The sequence below is a fragment of the Kurthia sp. YJT4 genome (assembly GCF_030219945.1).
In the GTDB taxonomy this organism is placed as follows: Bacteria; Bacillota; Bacilli; order Bacillales_A; family Planococcaceae; genus Kurthia; species Kurthia gibsonii.
The window spans coordinates 1,347,427-1,367,744 of record NZ_CP126689.1 but is presented as its reverse complement, the minus strand read 5'-3'; the positions used below and the strand labels follow the sequence as shown (position 1 = coordinate 1,367,744).

The window sequence follows — 20,318 nt, the reverse complement described above, 5'->3', positions numbered from 1 at the left end:
TCACTCCTAATCTTCAAACTCGATTTGCTTATTCGCTTTAATAATTTGTTTTAGCTTCGTAGATAATGTATTAATATACTGATCCACTTCTTTTTCACTTGATAACGTTTTTATATCCACTAGACGTTTCACATTTACTACTTCTTTTTGAATTTTATCTTCAACAAATATTGGCGGTTCTACCCCTGTATCACCTGCAACTACTTGATCCAACGCTTTTTTTCGTTTCCATTCTGCAATTTCTAGCTGAATCGACTTTAATGTCTTTTCTTTAAAATCATCACTTTGTGAAGTCATTGCATCTACTTTAAAGATGTCTTCAAATTGATCTAGGCTCGTATTTAATCCTGTGTAGTATGCTTCAATTTGTTGCTTTGTCTCTGTAGATACACCATATTGATTTGCATAAACCATGCATTCATCGTAGGCTGTCTTTAACTTCTGTTGTACTAGCGCTTTTTTCTCTGCTAATACACCCGACATTTCATTGTTCAGCACATACACATAGGTTGAAATGTCTTTAATTTTTTTATATGGAATCGGATCATGTAAGATGTCACGAAGTGTGTTCATCGCTTCTTCTACTTCAGTACTTGCTAAATATGGTTTATTTTCTTCGTATTTTTCAAGTGCTGCTACGCCTTGTTCAAACAAGTCTTTTTGATTCGTGCTAAAGAAACTTTTCACAAGGTTGACATCGTCTTTCCAATCAGCTAAATCGTCTTCCATATTTTTAAATTTTGTTAGGAACGAAACATTATCCAATTGCTGTGTAAACTGTCCGAAATATTCTAAACCTTTATCCAACAAGCTAAGTCCAGGATATTTTACTTTCGTTGCATAGTTCGCTTTATATTGGTTAATTTCCGATACTTGTTCACGAATTGCTTCGCGAATACCTTGAACAAAACCATCTTCATCATCTGCAAAGTCCATCGGTGGGAATATCTCACGGCAAATACTTTTTGCTCTTCGTAGCAATGCTTCATCTACCTGTACACGTTTTGTGATAATTCCTTTATCTGCTTCACTTGATTTACCAAATACTGTGATTATTTTATTTGTATCTTGACCTGGTTCTAAATACTCAGAGTTATATCGGAGACGAATGCGTTGTTCTTTTAATAGCTGTGCAATTAAGCTTGCAATATCAAGTTGCTTCCATCCATAAGGTTTATCTGTAAAACGGTCATAAATAAGTTTGACACGAATTTGTTTCTGTAAGTCTTCTTGAAAACTAATATATTCCATTATTTCTTTTTTCGCTAAATTATTTGGTCCGTTATTCATTTGTTCATCGAATGTTACTTGTTGATCGTCTTTAGCTAATAGCGAAACAAGCTCACGCTCTTGTTCCACAAATTCTTTAATATAAGCTAATTTTGTATATACATTATCCACTAGATGTTTAAAGGCTGTATTAATTTTTTCTTTTACAGAAGAACCTTTCACTTCTAACTTTTCACCATTGACATAAAAAGTTCCTTCTTTAATTGCGTACTCTAATAGTTCGCGTACTCTGCGACGTCTTTCGCGTACTTCTGCTTGTTTGTTATTTAAGATATTCTGAATGTTTTCCGGTAGCTGTGTGATATTCTTCTTTTTGCGATATTCTTCAATACGAAGTGCTTCCTCAATCTCATCCATATATCCTTCATTACCACCAAGTTTTATGACCAATTCATCATGACGTGAAGATAACATCATTAATTCCTGTTCACTTTTTTGATAATGATCTGAAAGAGGTGATAAAATTTGTAGACTAATCGAAGCAGACTGTGTACCATATGTCTTTTCATCCATCACTTGGTTGTAAGAGAATGTATATTGTTTCGAATAGGTGTAACGCTTTTCTTCATATAAATCATTGAAAATATATTGTGCTAGTTCACGTTTAATAATCTCTTCATCAATATTAATTTGTTTAATTTCACGGTTAATATCTTGTTCATCATCTGTTAAGAAAATAAAATGATCTCCATTTTGAGCAATCAATGTTTGTCCAATTAGTTTTCGTAATGCACGTTGAATTTTTTCTTTTAATTCAAGTTTATCTTCATCAATATGTGTGACCATTAAAGTTGCGATATTGTCGATATTTGCTGGTAGTTCTTTAATATATTTAAGCATAAAAAGAACTTTTAAAAGATCCGTATTAAACTCATCATCGGAAAGCGCTGGGTTCATTTTTGCTCCTTCAATAACACGTGTAATCGATGGATTTAAAAATTCTTTAATCGTGTCATAAAATGCATAGAACGGTATTAAAGCACCCTCTTCAGCATCCTTAAATTGCAGTCCAGCCTCTTTAAACGCTGAAAGCATTGAACGCTCACCTTCTGATAAGTGTTTACCAGATGAACCATGTTTACGAACTTGTTCGAATACGTTTTGCAGTAATTTAAATTGATATGGTACAAACGGATATACTTCTGCAAACTCTATATCATCCGCATAACCACGTAAATCTGCTGTATTTTCCTTAAAGCTAATTAAATTTTTAAGCACAGCACTTTTATTTGGGAAATCTGCACGAAGTCGGTCATAAATATGTGGTTGCTTTTCTAAAATACGTTTCTTAATAACTTCATCTACGGAAATGGATGATAATGATAAACGTGTATCAAAACGTCCTTGAATACGTGAAAAGTCATCACCTTTTACTTTAATAATTGAGTCAATGCTTTCCTGTGAAGTCACCATTACCCATACTTTTCCATGTGCATATGTTCCTAAATCTTCTGTAAGTGTTTGTAAATTGAGCATTAAGTTACGGCTATCACCTATATACTGTCCAATCTCATCCACCAAGAAGACCAAGTGGAAGTTTGGTCCTTTACTATCGATGTACGATTTTACATCTTTCGCAAACTTTTCAATGCTGATTTCAAAGTTATTAACCCCGTTATCAAACCAGTTACCAGCTGATTCCTCTGTCATGTTATTTGCTTTTACTAACGCACCAATGACATAATCACGGTCAAAGTAAAAACTATTGCGTCGGTCTTCCCACGACTCTCCTGCAAGCACTTTAAATTCTTTTTTAAACACATCATAAACGCCCTGTTCATCTAAATATTTCTCCATCTCTGCAACGCCTGGGATGTCGCCATAATAGCCGCGATGCTCATAAAATACTTTCATAAACACACGTAAAATTGCATCTTCTTTTGATTTATTATCTAGAGAACTTTTTGAATCAATATTGAACAAAATAACTTCTGTATCAACATCTGCTGTTCGTTTCATGTTCGCGTAAACAAGCGCATCTTTAATTTTATCTTCAAAGAAATCGACAGGTTTTTTCCCTTGAACCGTACTATTTTCTAAAAGATAGGCAAGAATTTTTAAGAAGTGTGATTTACCTGAACCGAAGAAGCCAGAAATCCAAACACCCATTTTATCTGTATTGCCTTGAATGCCTTTTATGTAGTTATCATAAAACTTTGAAAAGTGTGTATGTAACTCTTTCGTTACAACATACTCATCTAGCTCTTGGTAAATGTCTTCTTCATTTTTTTGTCCAACTTTAATAACGCCACGAATATCACGTTCAATATCTTTTACAAACATTTGTTTTAATTGCATGTGTGTCCCTCCATTTTATCAATTTCGCCTCATCAAAATTTTGCTATATTTTAGTTAATCAACTAAACGAAATGCACGATAATAATTATCGTCTTTAAATTTATTAAATAACTGTAGTGACTGACCATCATACTGCCCTGGAAAAAACATAATTACCGGTATTTTATCTAATACTTCTTGTAAATTGTTTAAAATATTATGTGAACGTACAAAAGGATATACTTTTCCTACGCCTGTAAGTAATACAACATTGTGATCTTCGATTTGCTCTTCGATTTTATTTAAAAATATTTCTGGTTTGGCAAACGTAGTCATCGCTTTAAACAGTGCATCTTTACCCTGCTTTGACTCCATTTCTGGAATACGATCAAAAATTCGTTTCTCTTTTGTGATATCTATTAGCATTTTGTACAAATCGAATTCAATTATTTTTCTATTATATAAACCATCCTTAAATTCTTTATGCAAATTCATCACATGTTCGCGGACTAATAACTCGTCTTTAGGATTGTAATCAAAAATATAGAAGCTAATTTCATTTCCTAGCCCTCGCCCTTCAATGAATTTATCTTCTTTAATACGCTCGCTAATTTGTCTTAATTGCTCTTTTAAAGTCACCATTCTATCACTCCCCCATCACTTTCACATAATTCTTTTCACCTATGCTTTGGAGATGTTCACTTACTTGGCTATCTACAATCAAACGATTTAATTCGCCTGTTTTTAAACTCTCTAATATTCCAACTTCTAACAATATTTTTTTAAATACTTGTTTCAACTTAGCAATAGTTGAATCCGACCAATTAGATATCGTAGTATTTTGTTCTATTTTTGTTGCAAAGAAAAAGTTCACATCCATTTTATCAATATAATAATTATCTTTCTTCAACTTTTCAGCAACTACTTCTTGCATAAATTCATAGAAGAGACGATCTGCTTTCATAATGGCGTAAAGATTAATAACTTTCCCTACTTCAAAACTTTCTTCTATTAATAACTTTCTTAATGTTCCATCTAATACATCGACACGTTTTAAAATATAAGGCAGAGCTCTCTTGACACTAGATAGCTTATCGTACTGAAAGATATTTTCATCTAATACTTTATAACGGATATCTTTATCTGAAAATCCAGCTTCTTTAAGTTTAGCAATTTGCTTCACTTCATAAAGCATAAAGCCCGCACCTGTTAACGCCGAAGAATATTCTAATTCCATACTTTCACATCCCTCGTTTTTTATACTTTAATAATATTTAAAAATAATTAAAGCTTGATTTCCAACTCTTTAATCTTTTTTTATAATGACTTTATAACCTTGCGTTACTAATAAAATTGTCATTGATTTCAGATAAATTTATTACTTTTTTATTATTCTTTTATTATTGTATCTCTAATTAATATTTGATTCAATTTAATATTTACATTTTATTTATAAATACTATAACAAGTAACTTCTATACTTTTTAATCTAGTTCAGCAAGCTTTTTGAAAGTGTTTTATCTCCTATACCTTTACCCTCTGTTAAGAAAATAACTTTAAACAATCCAACCTTTCTATCTAGCGAAAACATTCTATAGCAAAAAGAAACGATAATAACAACTTAAGTTCACATAGCTATTTTTCACATTAGATGGACATGTGGGCGTGACTTCTGCGGGAACAGCACGAGCGGAATATCCATATTGGCGATTCATCGCCAATATGAGATGAAGCCGTGCCCGCGAAAAGCATCGCCCAAAACGAACACCCTAATACAACTTAAAAAGCCTCAGCATATAAAATACTGAAGCTTTCTTATTTTTATTTATCCTTCTTTTTGCTCTGCCACATAGCTATTCAATACGTCTTCCACAAACTGAAGATGTGTTGTCATCGCTTCGTTTGCTTGGTCAATATTTTGTGATTCAATCGCATTAAAGATATGTAAATGTTGCGCATTCAATGCTTCAAATGTCGCTTGCTCATCATATAGACAGATGAGACGTGTATCATGAATGACTTCGCTCATGACATCATTCACTGTTTTAAAAAGTGACTGTAAAATCTCATTATGTGTTGCTTTCGCAATTGCATAGTGGAACGCTAAATCAGCTTGTTCTGCAATTTTCGGTTGATCTGTATGATCATACATCTCTTGTAAATGCCCTTTTAATGCAGCTAAATCTTCCATCGTTCGATTTTCTGCGGCACTTTTCACCATACCGACTTCTAATACACGACGGACTTCTAGCAGTTCTGCAATATCTTTTTTCGTCATGAGTAATGCAGATGCAAGCGGTATTCCTAGTGTACGTCCATCAAAATTTTTAACGAAGGTCCCCTCACCTTGTTTCATCTCGATTAAGCCCATCGCACGCAATGCTGTTAATGCTTCGCGAATCGTTGAACGCCCTACATCAAACTGACGACTTAATTCTTCTACCGAATCTAGACGGTCTCCTGGCAATAGTTCCCCAGATTTAATTAATGCCATTAATTGTTCCGCAACTTCTTCGTAGATTTTTTTACGTTGTACGATCTTAATTCCCATTAACCCCACCTCTTGTCCTCATTTTAGCATATTTCATCTCGCTTCTTCCTGCTTTTTCTACTCAACACGTATTTTAATTTCTGTTACGTAATTTTCTAATTCTGAAACAGCTGTTTCTTCAAACACATACTCCTCATACGCATCGCTCGCTAATCGCATTTGTTGATCTCGTACATATTGCTGGATACGCTCATAGGTTGTATGTTTTTTTGATTCTTCCCCAATATGATAGGCAACTACGTAGAACCCCTTTTCCTTCACATGAATCGGCACTTGACGTTTGGTCGGCGCGATTTTTGTGTATAAATTGACATAGTTCTCGTAGTCTTCGTTTTCAATTTCTTCTCTTTGCAAAATCGCTCCAATTGGATAGCCAATATCTAATTCTTCATTATAAACAAACTCAATCAAGTCAGAAATCGCATGTAAGAAGGCTTTATCATCCGTATTTTTAACATCTGCACTAATGAAAAAGCGCTCTTCTTCCTCAGGTTGAATGCGAATTGTTGTAAAATCTGTTGCCATTCCTTCTTTTGTAATCGCCAATTTTGTATCAACAATACGCTCCAACTGCTTCAAATGCTTCATTTTTTGTTGTAGCTCACGCTTTTTTTCTTCAAATAATGTCACAAACTTCTCTGGAGATTTCGTTGCTAAAAACTGTTTAATCTCCTTCAATGGCATATTCAATTCTTTTAATAATTCGATGACACTAAAGACATCGAATTGTTGATAGGAATAGTAACGATAACCATTATCGAGCTTCACTTCTGGTTTTAATAACCCAATTTCATCATAGTGAAATAATGTTTGTTTTCTCACATTACATAAACGGGCAAATTCGCCTGTTGTAAAAAAACCTTTTAATTTTTCTCTTTCCATCTACATTTCCCCCTTGACTATACGGTAACCATATACTTTAGCATTATAACTACGAAAGGAATTGATATCGTGACAACCGCAACACAGCAAGATCCAATGGCGCTTAAACTTCAAACAAGCCCACCTAAAAAACTATTTTTATCTTATTTATTCCCATCGCTTCTCGGCATGTTACTCATGGCAAGTAATATTCTCGTCGATGGCATCTTCGTCAGTCATGGCGTTGGTGAACAGGCACTTGCCGGTGTGAATATTGCCACACCGATTTTCTCTATTTTATTAGCTGTATCGCTCTGGATTGGGATGGGCGGTGCGACCTTATTCTCCATCGCACTTGGAGAAAATAAAATTCAAAAAGCACATGCTATCTTTACACGCTCAATTATTTTAACGTTAGTAATTGTAGGCATTCTAATCGTGATTGGGTTATGGAAACTTAAAGCAGTCGCTTACCTTTTCGGTGCAAGTGAAGTGACCTATCCGTATGTACGTGATTATCTATGGGTCATTCTCATTTTCGGTTTTGTCTTTGTACTTGAAAATATTTTAAGTATTTTCATTCGAAATGACGGGAATCCGAAATTAGCTATGACGGGTTTAGGTGTCACAGCTGTTTTAAATGTCGTACTTAATTATTTCTTTATTTTCGTTTGGCAATGGGGTGTCTCTGGTGCCGCATATGCGACTGGTATTGCCACACTAATCGGTCTATGTATTCTATTACTTCATTTCCGTACACCTGCAAATCATCTACACTTTGTAAAGCCTACTCGTTCACTACGTGGTATGCTCGATATTTTAAAAATCGGTTTACCAAGTTATGTCGTCGAGATGAGTTTTGCTATCATCGTTGTGATGTATAATCTTACTTTCCTTCATTATACAGGAGAAGTGGGTGTCACAGCATTTGCGATCATCAATTATTTACATGCGGTCTTTTTAATGATTTTCATTGCAGTAGGTGCTTCGATTCAACCACTCGTAAGTTATCATTACGGTGCGCGCCTTTATGGTCGTTTAAAATCGTTTTTATTACTTGGGATTTTAACTGCGACCATTATTGGTGTACTCTTACTCATCATTGGGATTTTCGGAAAGTCCTTACTCATCAAACTATTTGGTGTTGATGATCCGACTGTTGTCGCCTTTACGGAGAAAGGGATTCTTCTTTACTTCACAGGTTATATTTTCTTAGGCTTCAACTTAGTAATTGCAGAATATTTCCAAGCGATTAAGCGTATTCGCCTTTCTGTATTAATTGTACTAAGTAGAAGTATTCTACTCTTTATGCCATTACTTATTTTACTACCAATGGCATTACCAAGCATTACAATCTGGCTTGCCTTCCCGATTGCTGAAGGATTAACCTGTATCATTTTATTAATCTGTATGAAGTGGGTACCAAAAGCAAATCCAATACCAAAATAAAAATGAGAGGTCGCCTAAACGAGCGACTTCTCATTTTTTCTTGCTTCTACTGCCATGCGTTTTTGTACGCGGTCATTGTGTGAGCTAACCATTGCTACATGACTAGCAGTTGGTTCGATGTGTAGTTTCGCACCATTCACTGCATTAACAGCATCTTGGAAACAGCCGACTAATAGATTTACTTTCCCTTCGTACTTAGCGATATCCCCTGCCACAAAAATACCTGGCATATCCGTTTTACCTGTAGCAGTCGAAGCAATGGCATGGTCGATTCGTTCAAGCGGAATCGATACGTCATATTGTAATGTTTGATCTAAATCAAAGCCATGACTGACAATCATATGATCAACGGAGATAATTTTTTCACCTGCTGCTTGTTCAATCGTTACATTTTCTATACAATTCGTATTTTCATTAGCATGGACTTGTGTAATCTGTGTTTGCGTATGAACTGTAGCATGCTTCATCACTTGCTCCACTTGTGCTTCATGAGCAGATAAGTTTTCACCGCGGTAGACAACATGAATTTCTTTGGCAATACCATGTAATTCATTTGCCCAGTCAACAGCTGTGTTACCGCCACCTGAAATGAGTACTACTTGATCGCGGAACTGTTCAAACTCACGTACAACATAATGCATATTTTGCACATCTTCTTTTGGAACACCTGCTACTTGTAACTTCTGTGGTTGAATAATTCCACCACCTACTGCGACAATGACCGAGCGACTCATATGTGTTCCTTTATTTGTTTCAATATGGAATGTTCCATCTAGTTGATCTACAATACGTTCTACCTTCGTTTCCACATGGACTGTTGGATGAAACGTTAGACCTTGTTCAATGAGTTGCTTAATGAAAGCATCACCTGTTATTGGGGGCTGACCACCGATATCCCAAATCTTCTTTTCAGGGAATAGACGCACTTTACCACCTAATTCAGATTGGAACTCAATTATTTTTGTTTTCATATTACGTAGTCCGGCATAAAATGCGGCATATAAACCTGCTGGTCCTCCGCCAATAATCGTTACATCATATATCTCTGTCATGTTCATCTGCTCCTTTACATTGTTGTCCATGCGACGATTTGTTTTCTTCTGTAAGTTGAAGGTGCATAGCCTGTTTGTTTTTTAAATACACGACTAAAATAGAAACAATCATCATATCCTACACGCTCTGCTACTTCTGCAATGGATAAATCCACACGTTCTAGTAATTCTTTCGCTTTTGAAATGCGATACGCTGTAATATACGCGTTCGGTGATAACCCTGTATGTTTTTCAAATAAATAAGCGAGGCGACGACGCTCAATTTGAAATTTCTCTGCAATTTTTGTGACATTGATTTTCTCGCGATAGTATTGTTGAATATAAGCAACGATGGACTCCATCACATCTACCGTCGATTGAAGCTGTTGATCACGTACACCTTCCATACAGCGTTCGATGAGTTGGAAAAAGAGCGTGCGACGTTGAAGTGCTGCCATCGCTCCTGGTAGCGCCTGCATATCCAATAATCGAACGGCATCTTCTAAATAAATTGTGGTATCTGATACGCGCAGCACGAAAGCATCATCATATAAATCATCATCGGATCGAATTGCTACTTGATACTGTGCAACGATAAATTGTACATCTTGTTCACCACAATTTTCAATATGAAGTGTTTCACGTTCGTGAATATGTAAAATACGACCTGGTGTAATAAAGAATTTCTCACGACCACTGTGCACCCAGGCTTTTCCGCTTACTGGGAAGATAAATGCACTCGATTGTGTATGAATATGTGTTAATTTATGTTCAGCTAAAATATGTTCTTGAAAGACATTCGTTAAAGAAACAGCTGCTTTTGCAAAGTATGCTGTTACATCCATCATTGTTAAATCCATCGACATAACCTCCATAACTAATAACTTCATTATAAATGATAATGATTATCAATTTCAAGTTTAATTGATAAAAATTCTCATTTAATACGAAAGACCTTTTTAGAGTACAAAAAAACCAGCATCACTTTAGAAGGTGATGCTAGCTTTTTAAGTTCAATTATTTAACAAATTTATATTCTTTTTCCTTACCATCATCAAACTTCACTTCTAGTTTGATAGACTTGTAGTTATCATCGATTTTGATATTGTCCATGATTTGTTTCTTCACTTCTTCATCTGATGAGTTTTGGTCAAATGTGAACTTCTCAACGATTGGTTGCATTTCACCTAGAGCTTCATCACCAGTCTTTTTCGTATTGTCACGCTCATCTTCTATCTCTGCAATGTCACCATCGCTTTTCTTCTCATATTCAAATGTGTAATCACCTTTGTCATACTCAACATCAAGATCCATCTTTTTGTACGGTTGCTCTGTTACTTTTTCATTTGTTGAGCTATCGTCTTTCGAAGAATCAGTTGAAGATGAATCAGATGACGACGAATCATTTGTTGTATCCGATGCCGGCTCCTCTACTTTTGTTTCCTCTTTCTTCTCATCCTTGTCTGTACTACAAGCTGCCAATGATAACGCTAATAATGGAACTGCATAAAGAGCTAATTTTTTATTCATTAATAGTACACGTCCTTTCAATAGCACTTTTCCACATTTTCTTTTTTTAAAACATTTTAGGGCATGTATTTTACTTTATAATTCAAAAACCCTTGTATGATGAATATCTTGAAAATGAATTAAATGAAGCACTTCATCTGAAATTTCCGCTAATTGTCCAGGATGTTTGTTATGTCCAATCAATAATGACATCAAATAAAACTGTTTTTTTGTCTTTTCTGCATTCACCTGTTCGATTACTGTTTCCGGAATATGACAGACACCATCCGTAATAAATAATACTTCCCCTTTTGTCGAATGCTTCATAAATTGAACGGCTTGCTGAAGTGGTTTTTCAAAATTGGTTCCGCCGCCAATATACGACTGTGCAAATTGAAGAAATTGAGGGATTTTATATTTCCCTTTTTTAAAATGCTGAATTTGCTGATAATCCACATCACCACTAAATGGAATAAAAACAAAATCTCGACGATCTTGTTTCGCCATACTAAGTAAAGCCATTAAAAAACCTTTTCCTTGTACGTCTAAATCTTGCATACTACTACTCTCGTCATAACAAATAATGAGTGCGCCCTTTTCTTTTTTCGTGCGCTCTTTATAATCATACATGCGGGTTCTTCCTTCTGAAAAACGCACAAGAAAATCAAGTTCTGCTTCATGTGTTTCAGATTTTAAATACTCAATAGGTAATAAACGCTCTGCTTTTTGTCCTGTTGTTACAGTCCCTTTTAGTATGGAAGCAGTTTTCGTTTGAACGCGCTTTTGTTTCGCTGAAATTTTAAATTTTTTCGCCCATTCAGCCATTTGTTGTAGTTCTGATTGCTTTTCTAGTGCATCTGCTAAAGCCAACTGATCATAAATCGGTGTTTGCTGTCTCTCTTGTTTTCGTTGTTGCAAACTACTGAGTAAATCTTCTACATATTCTACTTGTTCTAAAACATGCTGTATCTCTTTTTTAAATGCCTCTTCTAATGACTCAGACTCATCTTCCGGTTGTTCCAGTTGACGTAAAAATAAATAGCCAAATCGTAGTGTCGCAAGCGTCGTAATCAGTTTATCACCCATCGCTTGTTGTAAAAAAAGCGGGAACTCTTGTAGTTCGCTTAGTATTTGTAAAGGAGAAGTCGTTTTAAATTCGGTCTTTCCAGTGTAGAGCATACACCATACATCACGCACTAACTGTGGTAGTTGTTCCTGTTTTTCAACTAATTGTTGCAGTCCTTCATGATGCGTGAGTAAGTCGTTATATGCTTGCATCGTAAATCGGTCGATATCCATCAGTTGACTATTTAACTCATTATGCAACTACATCACTTCCTCCGCTATTTTTTCATGTAGTTGTGCTTTCCATTCATTTAACTTTTGCAGTTCTTCTTCTGTTGGTGACTCTATCATCATTTCTTGTTCGATTTGCTGCCATTTCATTAAAATTGCTGAAGCAAACTGTGCATATTCCTCATATTGAATCATCTCTGCTTGTTTGAGTACGGCATGTTTCGCATCAACTTCCATACGCAAACGATTCAATTGAACAAACAATTGGTCGATGACTGTTTTTGTATAAGGTGCGAGTAAATCTTGTACCGTCTCACGATCTTCCGACTCAATCCATAAACAATCTACTAACACACGAAAATCCGACTGCTTCACTTCATTGCGTCCTTGTAAATATGCTTCAGCCTGTAAGATCGATAAACATTGCTTCGTGCGACGATCAGACACAACAATCCCTGCATCTTTCATTTTAAAATGAATTTCTGTTAACATTTCGATTATCGTCTGCGGAATATGAACTGCTTTTGTTTCAGCGTGGATAACCTGTATCTCCTCTGCCGTTAGACGAGGTAGTGTAATCTCCTCTGTATTCCCCTGTAACATCTGCATGAAGTGCGCAGGCGTTTGAATCGCTTCTACTTCACGGCGAATTAAAAAGCGATCATATAAGGCATTCAAACGGTCTTCTTCTGGAAATTCATTACTTGCACCGATTAATGTGAACAGTGGTGTCGTCAATTCTTCGGTACCATTTTCAAAGCGATGTTCATTCATAATTTTTAATAAACTATTAAGTAAATCAGATGTTGCTTTAAACACTTCATCTAAAAAAGCCACATGTGCTGTTGGGAGCTGTCCTTCAATATTTCGTTCCATAATCCCTTCTTTTAAACGGTCAAAGCGGACGGAACCGAATAATTCTTCTGGTTGTGTGGTCGGTGAAATTAGTCGCTTGAATGTACCATAAGTTGTTGGTAATACATACATGAATTGGTCGACAATATTTGATTTCGCAACACCGGGCGCACCAATCAATAGGACATTTTTTTGCGCACAGATACCGAGTAAGATGGCATGAATTTCATGTTGTCGTTCTATAAAGTGTGCATTTAGTTGTTGTTCAATTTGCTGTAATTTTTGTACTTCAGGCTTCATTCTATTTGCCACCTTCTATTCGTTTTAAAAATTGTTCGATTAGGACATGTGTAAAAGCAGGGTACTGCGAATCTTGTTGTATAAAATCTCGAAGTGCCACTTCATCCTCTAACCACATCGCTTGAATAGGAATACGGTCAAAATCAAGTTGTCCTTGTTCCTTTTCTGTATAACTACAGGCTAAAAAACGCGGTGTGATATTTGCATAGGCTTCTTTTAACTCGTTATTCTCGGCATGAATCGTTGCACCGTATTTACGCTCATCATATTGTACAAATGGAGATGTAGGATTTTGACGTAAATCGTATATCGCATAAATCATATATCGTTTACGCTCTGTTAAATAAGGCAGTGCAAAATCAGAACAGCTTAACTGAAATAAAGGATTATAGCGATAACAAAATAGATGGTCTTCATCTGGGTAAATCCCAAGCCCTTTGATCACGCGACTGTAAGCAAATTCTGTTAGAGCGGTTTTCGTCTTGCCTCGCGTTGTATCACGCACTAAAAATTTCGAAAGATTTAATATGAATCCTGGTACGTCAGCTGTTTTAAACATCGTTTTAAAATCGTATAGTACGTCATATCCCGCAAATAGGTGGTAGTTATACGTGATACCATCATCTGAAACCCCAAGCCAGTCTTGTTGTAAATCTACTTTTTTCAATGTGGGCGTTACATGGAAAATTGTCTCAAACCATGTATGACATGCTGTTAAAAAATCGTCTATATTCTTTTTTTCATTCCAATTTTTTTCAGTGAATGAGAGGAGTGTTTCTTGTTGAACATATACGACTTCTTTCATTAGCCATTCTAAGTAATAGGCTACTTGGTCATATAAAACACGTGCGCTTTCTGCTGAAATGGGTTGTCCAATCACTGCTTCATTTTGCACTAGTTTTACTAGCTCTTTTTCAATCGCTTGATATTGCTGTCTGACGCTACTAGCTGATTGAAAACGTGTCACTTTTTGCTCTAGTGACTGCTTCATCTCCTCTAATTGACGTGGTAAATGCGTCAACATGTGCTGAATAGTTTGTGCATCTAACTGCAGCTGTATACAAGGTATTTGTTTAGGTACGATATAGAAAGGTTGCTGGATTAATTCCTCTGGTTTTATATTTTTTAACCGCGCGGTATCTGCAACCATATAAAATTCATTCAACGAGCTCTTCCTCTCTCATTTGTTTCTTTTAAAGTCACTTTATTATAACAAAAAGAGGAATCACCGTTTAGGCAATTCCTCCAATTCAATTTAAGATTGTGAGAATAGATAAATCATATAAATCACGGCAATTGATAATAATACCGCGATTCCCACTCGAACAGGTGAGATTGGCGCACTGCCACCCACACGACCTGTTTGACCATTCACCATAAAACGATAGAGCTTATCTTTATATTTAAAAGAAGATAACCAAATCGGTAGCATCAAATATTTATACGTAATGTCATCATGTGTTGTCGAAAACGATACATGACCAACAATATCTGCGCCATGTTCAAAGCGAACTTTTGATTTAATCGCTTGTTCGATTTTGTTATGAATACTCGATTTCGCTTCTTCAAAACCTTCATCTAAGCCGATACTATAGCGTTCTGCTAAAAAACCACTGACATATTCAGGTCGGTACCCTTTATTATCTGTTAAACGAAACGGTTCAATTTTGCGCATCATATCGCGATCATATCTTCTCGTTGCACTCACCAATTCATCATCAAAAAACTCTTGATAAACACCGGATGTTGAGTACCAATCTGTTACGATTCGTGTTTCTCCTTCTGCATCACGTACCGTTCGATTAATCCCATACTGCGCAGAGTAATACGAAATCGTTCGTGAATCAAATGTCCAATACGGTAAGTAGACACCTGTAAAAGCATCTGGTTTCGCACTTAACTTCGCCTGTCTCGGTGTGAAAATACGGCTACGAATCCATTTATGAAAAGATTCGCCTGCTTCCTTATCGGTTACTTCAAACGTACAAACCCCGTTCGGCGCAAGTGTTTCTTCTGTACTTGCTTCCATCACTTGATGTGAACCACAATACGGACAGGTATCTGCTACTTGGAGCGCATCATAAATCGTTTCTGCCGCACATTCCGAGCAAATAACAGTCTTTTTTTCGACACCCCAGTCAAATCTTCCACGATTTTTTGCGTCGTAAAAATCAAGTTCTTGCGCGCTTCGTTGTTCCTCTTGTTCGGGTTTCGCAATATCTACTTCATAGCCGCAATATGGACAAGAGAGCTTTCCAGTTTTCGGATTAAATTCAACAGAAGCACCACAGGAAGGACATTCCGCATCAAAATCGAGCTTTACTTCTTTCACATCACTCGTCATGCTACTTCCTCCTTAGCGCCCCGTAGGTGTACCACACTCTGGACAGAATTTTGGAGCAGATGTAGCTGACATTTCATGTCCACATTCGGAACAATGGAATGTTGTAGCGACAGGTTTTTTCTGACCACATTCGGAACAGAATTTACCCGTATTTTCAGCCCCACAAGAACATGTCCACGTCTCAACTTCTGGCTTTTTTTCGCCACATTCCGAACAAAACTTCCCTGTATTTGTATGACCATTCGAACATGTCCATGTTGCTTCATTCGATTCGGGTGCTGCTGGTTGTTGCATACGCTGTTCATGTGCCATTTGATACAGTTGATTTGCATTCATACCGCCTGTATTTTGTGCCATATTCATACCCATGAAGCCATTCATCGCACCATTTTCATTTTCAGCTGCTTTGACCATCGCTTCTGCTTGCGCACCTGTTAACTGTGCCGCTGCCATTGGAGCATCACGCATAACCGCATTCTTTTGAAGCGTCTTAATCATTTGTTCATCTTCTTCAGAGGCTTTCATCGAGCTAATACCAATCGTACCAATCGCGAGACCACGAGAAGCTGTCCACTTTTCAGATAATACTTGATTGAGCGCATCTGCTAATTCCATCGTATGTGCGGGTACTTCACTGTAACGAACGCCCAGCGCTGAAATTTTTGCAAAGGCAGGTTGTAACGCAGTCATCAATTCTGTTTTTAATTGGCTATCAATTTCATCACGTGTATATTCATTCTCTACATTTCCTACAACATTGACATAGAACAATAATGGATCGACAATGCGATATGAATATTCCCCGTGACAACGAATCGAGATGTCGACATCTAATCCGATATTACGATCTACTACGCGGAATGGTACAGGTGATGGTGTTCCGTATTTATTCCCGACGATTTCTTTTGTATTAAAGAAATATACGCGTTGGTCTTTTGCAGGCTCCCCACCAAATGTAAAGCGTTTGCCGACTTCTTTAAATGTTTCTTTTAAGTTTTCCATGAAATCACCGTCATAGAAGACACTTGGTTCTGTCGACATGTCATAGACGTATTCACCCTGTTCTGCACAGACTTCGACTACTTTTCCTTGCTCGACAATCATCATACATTGTCCTTCATTTACTGCAATAATCGAACCGTTTGAAATGATATTGTCATTCCCTTTATTCGAACCACGCTTCGTTGAGCGTTTACGCCCCTTTACGACTAACACATCTTTTGAAAGTCCTTCGCAATAAATATATTCACGCCATTGATCTTCTAAAACGCCTTTCATGGCACCGATTCCAGCTTTTAATAAACCCATCTAACCAACCTCCGTCTTTATATATACTTTTTTATACGATTTTTCGGGAGAAAAGTTCCATTTTAAGAAAAAAAAATAAGCTCGCTCTCGTAAGCGAACTTCAAAGATTAAAATTCAGGATACACTTCAATCATTTCTATGTGATGAATATGTAATTCTGTCTCTTTTTCTGTAGCGATAAAGCTGTTTGGTAGTTGATTCCATTTTGGTGCGATACTCTCTAGTAATTCGTTCACTTGCTTTTCAGAAGCTGTTTTTGCCTCTAATTCAACTGCAAACGTATCTAAGAATGGCTCACACTTCTCTTTTTTTAGCGATAATTTTACTCGCTCACCTAAATTCAATAGTTTCTGCAAATAAGTTGTCGCTTCCACTTCAGTAGAAGCTTGCATGTAGACGCGTATAAACAAAATCAATTCTCCATTCTTTTTTAAATCAGCAAGTACTATCATATCCTAAATTAAAAAAGCATGGAAGAGGTGTTTTACCTCTAACCATACTTTTAAGATATTTGATTCTTTATACCTATACGCGCTCAATAATCATCGCAATTCCTTGACCTCCGCCAATGCAAAGGCTTACAACTGCATAGCGTTCCTGTCTTTCATGCAATGTATGTGCTGCACTCAATAATACACGTGTACCACTTGCACCAACAGGATGCCCAAGTGCAATTGCTCCTCCATGTACATTCACACGATTACGGTCTAGTTGTAGCTCTTGTTCAACTGCTAAATATTGTGCTGCAAAAGCTTCATTAATCTCAAATAAGTCAATATCATCTATTGTTAAATTTGCACGTACTAAAGCGCGTTTAATCGCGGGTACAGGACCAATTCCCATGTAGTTCGGATCCACGCCAACAGCAGCATACGAAATGATTTTTGCGAGTGGTTGTAATCCTTTTTCTTCTACAGCTTGCCCACTTGCAAGTACGATTGAAGCTGCACCGTCATTAATACTTGAGGCGTTTGCTGCTGTAACAGTACCTTGGCGTTTGAAAACAGGTTGGAGCTGTGCCATCTGTTCAACGGTTGTATCTGGACGAATTTGTTCATCTTGCTCAATTACGCGTGTTCCTTTACGTGTTGGCACTTGAACAGGCACAATCTCACGTGCGAATACATCTGCTTGTTGTGAGGCTGCTGCACGTTCATGTGATAATACCGCATAGGCATCTTGTTGTTCTCGCGTAATCGCATATTTTTCAGCTAAATTTTCAGCTGTCATGCCCATACCCATGCCTGTGTATTGATCGGTTAAAGTAGCCTGTAGCATATCTTCAAATTGAATATTCCCCATTTTTGATGATTGACTGCGCTGTTCAAAATTTGAAAATGGAGCTTGTGACATATTTTCTGTGCCACCTGCTAAAACGATTTGTGATTCACCGAGTTGAATCTCCTGTGCGCCTGAAATAACAGATTGTAATCCTGAACCACATAATCGATTCAATGTGAGAGCAGGTATTTCTTCTGGTAATCCTGCAAGTAACGCAATATGACGCGCTGTATAAGCTGCATCTTTACCTGTCGCAATGACATTCCCGTAAAATACAGCATCAACATCTTCTGGTGCAACTTTCGAGCGATTCAATGCTTCAACAGCTGTTACCGTTCCGAGTTGAATGGCTGATACGGTCGCAAAAGAGCCTGTAAACGCAGTAAAGGCTGTTCGCGCACCTTCAATTAGATACACATCTTCCATACTTGTTCCCCCTTAGTGACGCAATACATGCTTCAATACTTTTCCTGAAGCGTTACGCGGCAATTCCTCAATGAATTCAATTTCATACGGTAATTTATACGTTGCGAGCTGTGTCGCACAGTAGGCTAGAATTTCTTCTTCCGATACAGTATTCCCCTCTTTTACGCGAACATATGCCTTCGGAACTTCTCCGTAAACAGGATGCGGGACACCGACAACGGCTGCTTCAAATAAAGCTGGCATTTGATATAATACTTCTTCAATCTCAATTGGATAAATATTTTCGCCGCTTCGAATAATCATGTCCTTTTTACGATCAACAATATATAAATAGCCATCTTCATCTAATCGCCCTAAATCGCCCGTATATAACCAGCCATCGCGAAGTGCCATCATCGTTTCATCAGGATTTTTTAAATAGCCTTTCATTAACTGAGGACCTTTGACCACAATTTCACCGACATAGCCATTTGGCAGCGCGCCACCAGCACCGTCATCAATCCGAATTTCTGTGTGTGCGAGTGGACGACCAACAGAACCCACTTTTGTTAGTGCATCATCATCTAATAATGTTGTGGCAGCTGGTGAATTCTCCGTCTGTCCATAGAAATTTTGTACTTTAACATTTGGGAAAGCTTCTTTTAAACGTCGAATGAGTTCGTAAGGCATCGGCGCTGCACCATAACCGAATAGACGAAGGGATGAAACATCGTGTGATTCGTCTAAATCATGATTTAAAATAAGTGTGTACATTGCTGGAACACCAAAGAAGAATGTCGCTTTTGTATCACTTAATTGTTGCATAATTTGTTTTGGTGAGAATGCTTTTTCAATGATTAATGTGGCACCCACATAAAAACATGGAACCATAAAGACATGCGCGCCAGCCGAGTGGAATAGCGGTGTACAAATAAATAAACGATCTTCTGACGTCAATTCCATCGGTTCAGACCAGAGTTCCGCTGTCATATAGATGTTTTGATGCGTTAACATGACACCTTTTGGATGCCCTGTTGTGCCAGATGTATAAAGGATCACCGCCACATCAGATGGGTTCATCGGCACATCACGATACTGCGGAGCCATCAATGCTAAATTGTGTAAATCACTTGTCATAATAACTTGTTGGCAGATGTATTCCGTTTTCTCATATGTTTCTTGGAAAACTTCATCCATAATCAATACTTTCACTTCTGAATGATTCAAAATATAGGCAATTTCAGGTGGTGCTAATTTTGTATTGATTGGCATGACGACATATCCTGCAAATTGAATCGCAAAATAAGCGATTGGAAATTGATCCGTGTTCTCCATTAATAAACCGACGAAGTCGCCTTTTTGAAGTGGTAAGCTTTGTAAATAGCCTGCTAAACAAGTGACTTCATTATAAAAAGTGCGATACGTCCATTCAACATCGTGATATACAATTGCTTGATAATCGCCTAACTCCTCAGCATGTTGCTTTAATACATCTTTCATTAACATCATTCCATCCCCTTCCATCAACTGAATACTCATTCAATATATGTATATTCTAACA

The 20,318-nt window shown here is 37.0% G+C and carries 17 protein-coding genes; 1 reads left to right on the top strand and 16 read right to left on the bottom strand.

What is annotated here, in order from left to right; translation table 11 throughout:
- Positions 1-6: 6 nt before the first annotated feature.
- From brxC to QN089_RS06650, 5 genes are all read right to left on the bottom strand, one after another.
- A complete protein-coding gene (brxC, locus tag QN089_RS06670) occupies positions 7-3,588 on the bottom strand; it encodes a BREX system P-loop protein BrxC (protein ID WP_285216309.1) in 3,582 nt (1,193 codons plus the stop codon).
- A 54-nt stretch (positions 3,589-3,642) separates the two neighbouring features.
- The gene (locus QN089_RS06665) at positions 3,643-4,209 is read right to left on the bottom strand and encodes a DUF1788 domain-containing protein (RefSeq protein ID WP_285216308.1); all 567 of its coding nucleotides are present in this window, start codon (positions 4,207-4,209) and stop codon (positions 3,643-3,645) included.
- 4 nt (positions 4,210-4,213) lie between these two features.
- Entirely contained in the window at positions 4,214-4,804 is a 591-nt protein-coding gene (locus QN089_RS06660) for a DUF1819 family protein (RefSeq protein ID WP_285216307.1), read from the bottom strand.
- Positions 4,805-5,392: 588 nt separating this feature from the next.
- Positions 5,393-6,118, bottom strand: coding sequence for a FadR/GntR family transcriptional regulator (locus QN089_RS06655; protein ID WP_285216306.1), 726 nt, complete (start codon positions 6,116-6,118; stop codon positions 5,393-5,395).
- 57 nt (positions 6,119-6,175) lie between these two features.
- Positions 6,176-7,000 (bottom strand): MerR family transcriptional regulator, encoded by an 825-nt coding sequence (locus QN089_RS06650; RefSeq protein ID WP_285216305.1) that lies wholly within the window; start codon positions 6,998-7,000, stop codon positions 6,176-6,178.
- 69 nt (positions 7,001-7,069) lie between these two features.
- Between QN089_RS06650 and QN089_RS06645 the strand changes: the two genes are divergently transcribed.
- Positions 7,070-8,428, top strand: coding sequence for an MATE family efflux transporter (locus tag QN089_RS06645; protein WP_285216304.1), 1,359 nt, complete (start codon positions 7,070-7,072; stop codon positions 8,426-8,428).
- Positions 8,429-8,442: 14 nt separating this feature from the next.
- Here QN089_RS06645 and QN089_RS06640 read toward each other — a convergent pair whose 3' ends face one another.
- The 11 genes from QN089_RS06640 to QN089_RS06590 form a co-directional block, all read right to left on the bottom strand.
- A complete protein-coding gene (locus QN089_RS06640) occupies positions 8,443-9,480 on the bottom strand; it encodes an NAD(P)/FAD-dependent oxidoreductase (protein WP_350310909.1) in 1,038 nt (345 codons plus the stop codon).
- 14 nt (positions 9,481-9,494) lie between these two features.
- Positions 9,495-10,319, bottom strand: coding sequence for a helix-turn-helix transcriptional regulator (locus QN089_RS06635; RefSeq protein ID WP_285216303.1), 825 nt, complete (start codon positions 10,317-10,319; stop codon positions 9,495-9,497).
- 157 nt (positions 10,320-10,476) lie between these two features.
- Positions 10,477-10,989 carry a YusW family protein gene (locus tag QN089_RS06630; RefSeq protein ID WP_087680479.1) on the bottom strand — a complete coding sequence of 171 codons (513 nt, stop codon included), beginning with the start codon at positions 10,987-10,989 and terminating at the stop codon, positions 10,477-10,479.
- A gap of 75 nt (positions 10,990-11,064) precedes the next feature.
- Positions 11,065-12,294 (bottom strand): VWA domain-containing protein, encoded by a 1,230-nt coding sequence (locus tag QN089_RS06625; RefSeq protein ID WP_285216302.1) that lies wholly within the window; start codon positions 12,292-12,294, stop codon positions 11,065-11,067.
- Positions 12,295-13,419, bottom strand: coding sequence for an AAA family ATPase (locus tag QN089_RS06620; protein WP_285216301.1), 1,125 nt, complete (start codon positions 13,417-13,419; stop codon positions 12,295-12,297).
- Position 13,420: 1 nt separating this feature from the next.
- A complete protein-coding gene (locus QN089_RS06615; protein WP_285216300.1) occupies positions 13,421-14,584 on the bottom strand; it encodes a hypothetical protein in 1,164 nt (387 codons plus the stop codon).
- Positions 14,585-14,674: 90 nt separating this feature from the next.
- On the bottom strand, positions 14,675-15,763 hold the full coding sequence (locus tag QN089_RS06610; protein WP_087680483.1) for a TFIIB-type zinc ribbon-containing protein: 1,089 nt from the start codon (positions 15,761-15,763) through the stop codon (positions 14,675-14,677).
- Between the two features lie 12 nt (positions 15,764-15,775).
- Entirely contained in the window at positions 15,776-17,071 is a 1,296-nt protein-coding gene (locus tag QN089_RS06605) for an SPFH domain-containing protein (RefSeq protein ID WP_087680484.1), read from the bottom strand.
- Positions 17,072-17,178: 107 nt separating this feature from the next.
- Entirely contained in the window at positions 17,179-17,481 is a 303-nt protein-coding gene (locus QN089_RS06600) for a hypothetical protein (protein ID WP_068453703.1), read from the bottom strand.
- 115 nt (positions 17,482-17,596) lie between these two features.
- Positions 17,597-18,778 carry a thiolase family protein gene (locus QN089_RS06595; protein WP_068453704.1) on the bottom strand — a complete coding sequence of 394 codons (1,182 nt, stop codon included), beginning with the start codon at positions 18,776-18,778 and terminating at the stop codon, positions 17,597-17,599.
- Positions 18,779-18,790: 12 nt separating this feature from the next.
- Complete coding sequence (locus tag QN089_RS06590) at positions 18,791-20,263, bottom strand: class I adenylate-forming enzyme family protein (protein ID WP_481810435.1); 1,473 nt, start codon at positions 20,261-20,263, stop codon at positions 18,791-18,793.
- Positions 20,264-20,318: the final 55 nt, after the last annotated feature.